The sequence below is a fragment of the Cellulomonas sp. B6 genome (assembly GCF_001462455.1).
Classification (GTDB): domain Bacteria; phylum Actinomycetota; class Actinomycetes; order Actinomycetales; family Cellulomonadaceae; genus Cellulomonas.
The window spans coordinates 1-8,568 of sequence record NZ_LNTD01000203.1; the positions used below are offsets into that span (position 1 = coordinate 1).

General features: G+C 75.3%; 7 protein-coding genes. All 7 read left to right on the forward strand.

The features are described 5' to 3' along the window. The first annotated feature begins 43 nt into the window (after positions 1-43). The 7 genes from ATM99_RS15815 (at position 44) to ATM99_RS15840 (ending at position 8,417) form a co-directional block, all read left to right on the forward strand. A complete protein-coding gene (locus ATM99_RS15815) occupies positions 44-1,384 on the forward strand; it encodes a sorbosone dehydrogenase family protein (RefSeq protein WP_190278857.1) in 1,341 nt (446 codons plus the stop codon). Positions 1,385-1,631: 247 nt separating this feature from the next. Further along, entirely contained in the window at positions 1,632-1,799 is a 168-nt protein-coding gene (locus ATM99_RS19475) for a hypothetical protein (RefSeq protein ID WP_190278858.1), read from the forward strand. Positions 1,800-1,840: 41 nt separating this feature from the next. Beyond that, on the forward strand, positions 1,841-2,791 hold the full coding sequence (locus ATM99_RS18720) for a PH domain-containing protein (RefSeq protein ID WP_223305188.1): 951 nt from the start codon (positions 1,841-1,843) through the stop codon (positions 2,789-2,791). A 9-nt stretch (positions 2,792-2,800) separates the two neighbouring features. Continuing rightward, positions 2,801-4,588 (forward strand): methionine--tRNA ligase, encoded by a 1,788-nt coding sequence (gene metG / locus ATM99_RS15825; protein ID WP_062103805.1) that lies wholly within the window; start codon positions 2,801-2,803, stop codon positions 4,586-4,588. Positions 4,589-4,603: 15 nt separating this feature from the next. After that, positions 4,604-5,536 (forward strand): TatD family hydrolase, encoded by a 933-nt coding sequence (locus tag ATM99_RS15830; RefSeq protein ID WP_062103806.1) that lies wholly within the window; start codon positions 4,604-4,606, stop codon positions 5,534-5,536. A 174-nt stretch (positions 5,537-5,710) separates the two neighbouring features. Beyond that, positions 5,711-6,907: a ubiquitin-like domain-containing protein gene (locus ATM99_RS15835; protein WP_082659898.1), complete on the forward strand. Its 1,197-nt coding sequence runs from the start codon at positions 5,711-5,713 to the stop codon at positions 6,905-6,907. Between the two features lie 241 nt (positions 6,908-7,148). After that, the gene (locus ATM99_RS15840) at positions 7,149-8,417 is read left to right on the forward strand and encodes a resuscitation-promoting factor (protein WP_062103807.1); all 1,269 of its coding nucleotides are present in this window, start codon (positions 7,149-7,151) and stop codon (positions 8,415-8,417) included. Positions 8,418-8,568: the final 151 nt, after the last annotated feature.

Here is an 8,568-nt window from a genome sequence, read left to right on the forward strand (position 1 = left end):
AGCAGGGGGTGCGCGGGCGGCGGGCGTTGGGCACAGTGGGTCGATGGTGACGACGCGGAGGCGACGCTGGACGACGGCGGCCCGTGGCCGGACCCCGCGCGTCGCCGCGCCCGCGCCCAGCACCCCGCGCGTCGCCGCGCCCGCGCCCCGCACCGGTCCGGCGCCGGTCGCGGCCCTGGCGCTCGTGGCCGTGCTGGCGCTCGCGGGGTGTCTCGCGGGGTGCGGTGCGACCCCGGCGGAGACGCCGACCGCCGCGGCCCCGTCGCCCACGGCCCCGTCGCAGGAGGCCACCGCCACCCCTGCGGACGCGTCGACGAGCCCGCCCGCGCCCGCCGTCCGGGACGTGCCGACCGTGGCCGTCACGTCGGTGCAGGACGTCGCGACCGGGCTGGACGCGCCGTGGGGGCTGGCGTTCCTGCCCGACGGCAGGGCCCTGGTGACGCTGCGCGACGAGGCGCGGGCCGTGCTCGTCGCCTCCGACGGCACGGTCACCGACGTCACGGGCCCGGGCACCGACGAGGTCGCGGCCGTCACCGTGCCGCGCGGCGAGGGCGGCCTGCTGGGTGTCGCGGTGGTGCCCGGTGCGGCCGACGGACCGGTCGACGTCGTGCTGTACGTCACCGCCGCGCGGGACAACCGCGTGCTGCGCGCGACGCTAGACGGCACCACGCTCGGCCCGACGCGGGTCGTGCTCGACGGCATCCCGAAGGGCGCCAACCACAACGGCGGGCGGCTCGCCTTCGGGCCCGACGGCCACCTCTACGTCACGACCGGTGACACGTACACGACCGGTCTCGCGCCCGACCCCGCGAGCCTGGGCGGCAAGGTGCTGCGCGTGACCGCCGACGGCGCGCCCGCGCCCGGCAACCCCGACCCGACGTCGCCGGTGTGGACCCGCGGGCACCGCAACGTGCAGGGCGTCGGCTGGGCGCCCGACGGCCGCGCGCTGGCCTCCGAGTTCGGGCAGGACACGTGGGACGAGCTCAACGTGCTGCACGCCGGGGCGGACTACGGGTGGCCGGCGGTCGAGGGGCAGGGCGGTGCCGACGACGGGTTCGTCGACCCGGTCGCGGTGTGGGCGACGTCGGACGCGTCCCCCTCGGGGATCGCGGTCACCGACGAGGGCGTCTACCTCGCGGGGCTGCGTGGGCGCACGCTGTGGCGGGTCCCGCTGCGGCCCGTGGACCCCGCGTCGCTCGACGACCCCGCGGCCGACGCCGCCGGGTTCGGGACGCCGCAGCCGCTGCTCGCGGGTGAGCACGGCCGGCTGCGCGCGGTCGAGGTCGCCCCCGACGGGTCGTTGTGGGTGCTCACCGGCAACACCGACGGGCGGGGCGACCCGGGCGACGGCGACGACCGCATCCTGAGGGTCACGGTCGGCTGAGCCGCCGCTCGCCCACGTCCCCGGCCGGCGCGGCCGGACGGGGCCCCCGCACGCTCTCGCGCGGGGGACCCAGCACGCCCTCTCGCACACGTCGCGCGTGAGCGCACGCTGAGAGTCAGGATCGGCGCCCGCGTGTCCTGTTCGGGCGGATCGTCGGGATCTGTACTGTGTGCGCCGCCGGCGGCCCGCGCCTCCGGCGGCCGCCCCGCGACCGGCGGCGTCGACCCGAGCACCGGAGGAACGCAGCATGCCGACGAGGGCCAAGAGCATCCTCATGTGGATCGTCGTGATCTTCCTCGTCTACGCCGTCGTGACGAGCCCCGACAAGGCGGCCGACGTCGTGCGGTCGGTCTGGGACTTCGTCGCGGGTGCGTTCCGCGGCTTCGCGACGTTCTTCGGCAACCTCACGTCCTGACCCGGGACCGACGCGGGCGAGACGACGGGCGGGGTGACGACGTGACGGCGGACGAGGCGACGGGGACCGTCGTGGCCCACCGGCTGCTGCGGCGGTACGTGCTGCCGGGCGAGCGGGTCGTGCTCGCGACGCGGCGGCACTGGGCCAGGCTGCTCGAGCCCGCGGCGAGCGCCACCGTGGTCTTCGCGCTGTGCGGGTGGCTCACGGCGCTGCTGCAGCCCGCGCTCGGCGACCGGGCGCTGGTGGTGTGGTGGCTGTGGGTCGCGGCCCTGGGCCGCTTCGGGTGGCGGCTGCTGTTGTGGCGCGTCGAGTGGTTCGTCGCGACCGACAAGCGGATGCTCCTGCTCACGGGGCTCGTGACGCACCAGGTCGCGATGATGCCGCTGATGAAGGTCACCGACATGCGCTACTCGCGGTCGGTGCTGGGCCAGCTCCTGGGGTACGGGGAGTTCCTGCTGGAGTCCGCGGGCCAGGACCAGGCGCTGCGGCGCATCGGCTGGGTCGCGCGACCCGACGCGACGTACCGGGACCTGTGCGCGCTGCTCTTCACGCCCGTCGGGCGGTCCGACGACGGCCGGGCGCACCCCGGCCCCGCGGCGGGGAACCCGACGCGCGCCGTCGACGCGCCCGTCGTACCGCCCGTCGCGGCGCCCGCCGCACCGCCCGTCGCACCGCCCGCCGGGCCACGGACGCGCGTGCGCACGCGGCCGGGAGCGGCGGTCGCGCTCGTGGCCGGGCCGAGCGCCGCCGCCCCGGTCGGCGACGAGGACACCCAGCCCCTGCCGCGGGTCGCCCCTGCGCCGCGGTCCACGCCCGGCGGCGTCGCCGGCGCGCGCGCCGACGACGGGCTCGCGTGGGACGTCTCGGAGCCCACCGCGCGCCACGTCGACCTGGGGCGCGCGCCGACCCGCGGCCCCGGGACGCCGCGGGCCGCGGGCGACGGGCGTCCGGACCGCGGGAACGACGTCGAGGACGACGGGCCGCGCACCTAGGATCGACGCATGTCCCGCATCCTGTCGGCCGTCGCGTGGCCCTACGCGAACGGCCCCCGCCACATCGGTCACGTCGCCGGCTTCGGCATCCCCTCGGACGTCTTCAGCCGGTACATGCGCATGGCGGGGCACGACGTGCTCATGGTGTCGGGCACCGACGAGCACGGGACGCCGATCCTCGTGCAGGCGGACAAGGAGGGCGTGACCGCGCAGGAGCTCGCGGACCGCTACAACCGGGTGATCGTCGAGGACCTCACGCAGCTCGGCCTGTCGTACGACCTGTTCACGCGCACCACGACGCGCAACCACTACGCGGTCGTGCAGGAGATGTTCCGCACGGTGCACAAGAACGGCTACATGGTCGAGCGCACCACGATGGGCGCGGTCAGCCCGTCGACGGGCCGCACGCTGCCCGACCGCTACATCGAGGGCACGTGCCCCATCTGCGGGTACGACGGCGCGCGCGGCGACCAGTGCGACAACTGCGGCAACCAGCTCGACGCGATCGAGCTGAAGAACCCGCGCAGCAAGATCAACGGCGAGACGCCGAAGTTCGTCGAGTCGGAGCACTTCTTCCTCGACCTGCCGGCGTTCGTCGACGCGCTGGGGGACTGGCTGCGCACGCGCACCGAGTGGCGCCCGAACGTGCTGAAGTTCTCGCTCAACCTGCTCGACGACGTGCGTCCGCGCGCCATGACGCGCGACATCGACTGGGGCATCCCCGTGCCGCTCGACGGCTGGGAGCAGAACCCCGGCAAGCGCCTGTACGTGTGGTTCGACGCGGTCATCGGGTACCTGTCCGCGTCGATCGAGTGGGCGCGTCGCACGGGCGACCCCGAGGCGTGGCGGCAGTTCTGGAACGACACCGACGCGCGCTCGTACTACTTCATGGGCAAGGACAACATCACGTTCCACTCGCAGATCTGGCCGGCCGAGCTGCTCGGCTACGCCGGTCGCGGGTCGAAGGGCGGGGCGCCCGGCCCGTACGGGCTGCTGAACCTGCCGACCGAGGTGGTCTCGAGCGAGTTCCTCAACGTCGAGGGCAAGCAGTTCTCGACGTCGCGCGGTCTCGTGATCCTGGTCCGCGACATGCTCGCGCGCTACCAGCCCGACGCGCTGCGCTACTACATCTCGGTGGCAGGCCCCGAGACGCAGGACGTCGACTTCACGTGGGCGGAGTTCAAGCGCCGCACGAACGACGAGCTGGTCGCGGGCTGGGGCAACCTGGTGAACCGCACCGCGAGCATGGTGCACAAGAACTTCGGCGAGATCCCGACGCCCGGGCCGCGCCTGGCGGTCGACGAGGCGCTGACGGCGGAGATCACGACCGCGTTCGGGCGCGTGGGCGACCTCGTGGGCACGCACCGGCAGCGCCAGGCGCTGCAGGAGGCGATGCGCGTGGTCGGCGAGGCGAACCGGTACGTCTCGGAGACCGAGCCGTGGAAGCTCAAGAACGACCGCGAGCGGCTCGCCACGGTGCTCCACACGACGACGCAGGCCGTGAGCGACCTCAACACGCTGCTCGCGCCGTTCCTGCCGCACAGCGCGCAGGCCGTGCACGAGGCGCTCGGCGGCACGGGCACGTTCTCGCCGCAGCCGCGCATCGAGGAGGTCACCGACCTCGACGACGACACGCGGCACTACCCGGTCATCACGGGCGACTACCGCTCGGTGCGCGGCACGTGGCAGCCGCGCGCGGTCGTGCCGGGCACCAAGGTCGACAAGCCGACACCGGTGTTCACCAAGCTCGACGACGCGATCGTCGAGGAGGAGCTCGAGCGGCTCCGGCAGTCCTGACCCGGGACGCCTGACGTGGCACGCAAGCAGCGCGAACGGGGCTGGCCCCCGCCGCCCGAGCCCCTCCCGTCGCCCGTCGTCGACGACCACACGCACCTCGAGTCGGTCGTCGGCTGGCGCGCGGACGGCTGGGACCCGGCCGACGCCGCGGCGCACCCGGACCTCGCGGCGCACCTCGCGCGCGCGGCCGCGGTGGGCGTGCCGCGCATGGTGCAGGTCGGCTGCGACCTCGACGCGGTCGCGTGGACCGACGCGGTGGTGTGCGAGCACCCGGCGCTGCTCGGCGCGGTCGCGATCCACCCGAACGAGGCGGTGCTGCACGCGGGGGTCCGGGAGGTCGCGCCCGACGGCCTCGACCCCGACCCGCAGCCGCGGCACGACGTCCCGCTCGACGACGCGCTCGCGGCCGTCGCGGCGGTCGCGCGCGACAACCCGCGCGTGCGGGCGATCGGCGAGACGGGGCTCGACTTCTTCCGCGCCGGGCCGCGCGGGCGCGAGGTGCAGCGCGAGGCGTTCCGGGCGCACGTCGCGCTCGCCAAGGAGCTCGGGCTGGCGCTGCAGATCCACGACCGCGACGCGCACGACGACGTCGTCGACGTGCTGCGCCGCGACGGGGCCCCCGAGCGCACGGTGTTCCACTGCTTCTCGGGTGGCGTCGACCTCGCGCGCGTGTGCGCCGACGAGGGCTGGTTCTGCTCGTTCGCCGGGCCGGTGTCGTTCCCGGCCAACGAGGACCTGCGCGCGGCGCTGCGCGAGCTGCCCGCCTCGCTCGTGCTGGTCGAGACGGACGCGCCGTACCTCACGGTGCACCCCTTCCGCGGGCGACCCAACGCGCCGTACCTGCTGCCGGGCACCGTGCGCACGGTCGCCGAGGTGACCGGGCGGCCGCTCGCCGACGTGTGCGCGCAGGTCAGCGCGGTCGCCGAGCAGGTGTACGGCCCGTGGTGAGCCGGCGCGGCGCGTGCGGGCCCGCGGGCGGGAGCGCTGCCGGGGGTGGTGGCGACGGTCACGGATCGGTTACGGTCTCTCCGGCGCAGCGGCGGGACGTCCGTCAAGGACGACCGTGCACGTGCCGATGACCCTCCCAGGGCAGCGATCCCTCCCGCCGACCCGAAGGACACCGTGACCCGTCACGACCACGTGCCGGGGCGACGCGCCACCGGCGTGCGCGCCCGGGCCGCACGCACCGCCGCGCAGGCGGTCGTCCTCGCGCTCGTCGCGGGTGCCACCAGCGCGTTCGCGGCGATGCACAAGGACGTCACGGTGGACGTCGACGGCCGCGAGGTGCAGGTCCAGACGTTCGGTCGCACGGTCGCCGACGTGCTCGCCGCGGGGCGCATCGACGTCGGCGACGGCGACCTCGTGGCGCCGGGTCTGCACGAGGCCGTGGGCCGCAGCGGGCAGGTCGTCGTGCGGCACGGCCGCGAGATCGACGTCGAGGTCAACGGCGCGCCGCAGACCGTGTGGACGACCGCGCTGACGGTCGGCGAGGCCGTCGAGGAGCTGGGGCTGCGCGACGGCGTGCGGCTGTCGGCGTCGCGGTCGGACAGCGTCGGGCGCGACGTGCTGCGGGTGTCCACGCAGAAGACCGTGCACCTCGTGGTCGACGGCCAGGTCATCGACGGCGTGAGCAGCGGTGCGACCGTGCGCGACGCGCTCAAGGACATCGGCCTCGTGCTCGAGGAGGGTGACCAGGTGTCGGTGCCGCTCGACGCGGCGGCCGTCGACGGGCTCGTCGTGCTCGTCACGCGTGCCGCGACGCAGGGCGAGACCGTGACCGAGGCCGTGCCGTTCGCCGTGCAGGAGGTCGAGGACGCGTCCCTGGTCAAGGGCAACCGCGTGGTCAAGAACGCGGGCCGCGCCGGCGTGCGCACCACGACGTACGCGCTCGACGTGGTCGGCGGCGTCGTCGTCGGCCGGTCGGTGGTCGCGTCCGTCATGACGACCGAGCCGGTGGACCAGGTGGTGCGGGTCGGCACCGCGGAGCTCCCCGACCCGTCGACCGTGGCCGTCGAGCCCGGCACGGCGCAGGCGCTCGCCAAGGACATGGCCGCGTCCCGCGGCTGGGGCGACGACCAGTTCGCCTGCCTCGTGTCGCTGTGGGACAAGGAGAGCGGCTGGCGCGTCACGGCCGAGAACCGGTCGTCGGGCGCCTACGGCATCCCGCAGGCGCTGCCGGGCAGCAAGATGGCGTCGGTCGCGGATGACTGGCGCACCAACGCGGCGACGCAGATCACGTGGGGCCTGGGGTACATCTCCGGTCGCTACGGGGACCCGTGCGGCGCGTGGTCGCACTCGAAGGCCAAGGGCTGGTACTGAGCCGCAGGTGAGGGCCCCGCGCCCCCGGGAGTGACGGGGGTCTCGTCGGCGAGGGGTTGGACGACAGGTCACGATTCCGTTACGGTCGCGTGTCACCTTTGGTCGGTCGCCGCCGTGCGGTCGCTCGCGGATGACACCGACGGCCGTCCCTCACGGCCGCCGTGACCGCCGGATCGGGGAACCCCTCTGCGGCACGGACGCACGTGGCGCCGACGGTGCCCGTGGGCCCGCGCCGCTCCCCGTGCCCGGGCACAGCGACGGCTGGAGCCTCGTGCAGTTCTCGACCCGCCACACCGGTCCGACCGAGACGGCCGACGCCGTCACCACCCCGCACCCCGACTCCGGACCGGAGCAGGGTCAGCAGCCACGCACCGGGCTGCGCCGCCTCCGCTGGCCGTTCGTCGCGGCCGGCACCGCGGTGCTCGTGCTCGCGGGCGGCGGCGTCGCCGTCGCCAACGCCCACAAGACCGTCGCGCTCGACGTCGACGGCGACGTCACGCGGATCTCGACGTTCGCCGGCTCGGTCGAGGGCCTCCTCGACGCGCAGGGCGTGCAGCTCGGCGGCCGCGACACCGTGTCCCACACCGGCGCGCTGACCGACGGCGCCGAGATCGTCGTACGGCACGCCAAGGAGATCGTCGTCCAGCTCGACGGCCAGGAGCAGCAGGTCTGGACGACCGCGCTCACGGCCGACGAGGCGCTCGAGACGCTCGCGACCCGCGCCGACACCGTCGCGCTCGTCGCGTCGCGCTCCGCCGAGCGCGCCGAGCTCCCGCTCGACCTCGTGCTCGACGGTCGCGCCGAGGTGCTCGTCGACGGCGGCGTGCGCGACGTGCCGGACGCCGACGCGAGCGTCGGCACGGTCCTCGACGAGCTCGGCGTGACGCTGCAGCCGCTCGACCGCGTGCGCGTGCAGCACGGCGCGGGCGGCGTCGTGCAGGTCGTCGTGCAGCGGGTCGTGGTGCAGGACGTCACGACGACGTCCGAGGTGCCCTTCACGTCGCGCACCGAGGACGACGCGTCGCAGTACACGGGCAAGAAGGTCGTCGCGCAGGCCGGCGTCCCCGGTGTGCGGACCGTCGTCGAGACCGTCACGACCGTCGACGGCGCCGAGGAGTCTCGCGTCCCGGTGTCCGACGACGTCACCACGGCCCCCGTCGAGGAGGTCGTCAAGGTCGGCACGAAGCCGCGCCCGGCGCCCGCGCCCCGCGCGGCGAGCAGCGGTGCGACCTCGGGCGAGGCCGGGCCGATCGCCGCGGGCGGCGACGCCGACTCGCTCAACTGGGCCGCGCTCGCGCGCTGCGAGTCGGGCGGCCGTGCCGACGCCGTGTCGTCGACCGGCAAGTACCACGGCCTCTACCAGTTCTCGGTCGCCACGTGGCAGGCCGTGGGTGGTGCGGGTCTGCCGTCCGAGGCCTCGGCCGACGAGCAGACGGCGCGCGCCAAGATGCTCTACAACCGGTCGGGCGCCGGGCAGTGGCCGCACTGCGGCAAGAACCTGTTCAGCTGACCTGCTGACGCGTCCCGAGGGCGGCCCCGCACGTCACCACGTGCCGGGCCGCCCTCGTCGTCCCACCACCCGGCCCCGTCTCCCGCTCGCCGTCGGGCGCGGACCCGCGCCGGTGACGGCGCCCCTGCTGCGGCCGGACGCCGCGCCGGGC

Coding starts and splice junctions, on each gene's coding strand:
- ATM99_RS19475 (WP_190278858.1), top strand. CDS start 1,632: ATGCCGACGAGGGCCAAGAGCATCCTCATGTGGATCGTCGTGATCTTC.
- ATM99_RS15815 (WP_190278857.1), top strand. CDS start 44: ATGGTGACGACGCGGAGGCGACGCTGGACGACGGCGGCCCGTGGCCGG.
- metG (WP_062103805.1), top strand. CDS start 2,801: ATGTCCCGCATCCTGTCGGCCGTCGCGTGGCCCTACGCGAACGGCCCC.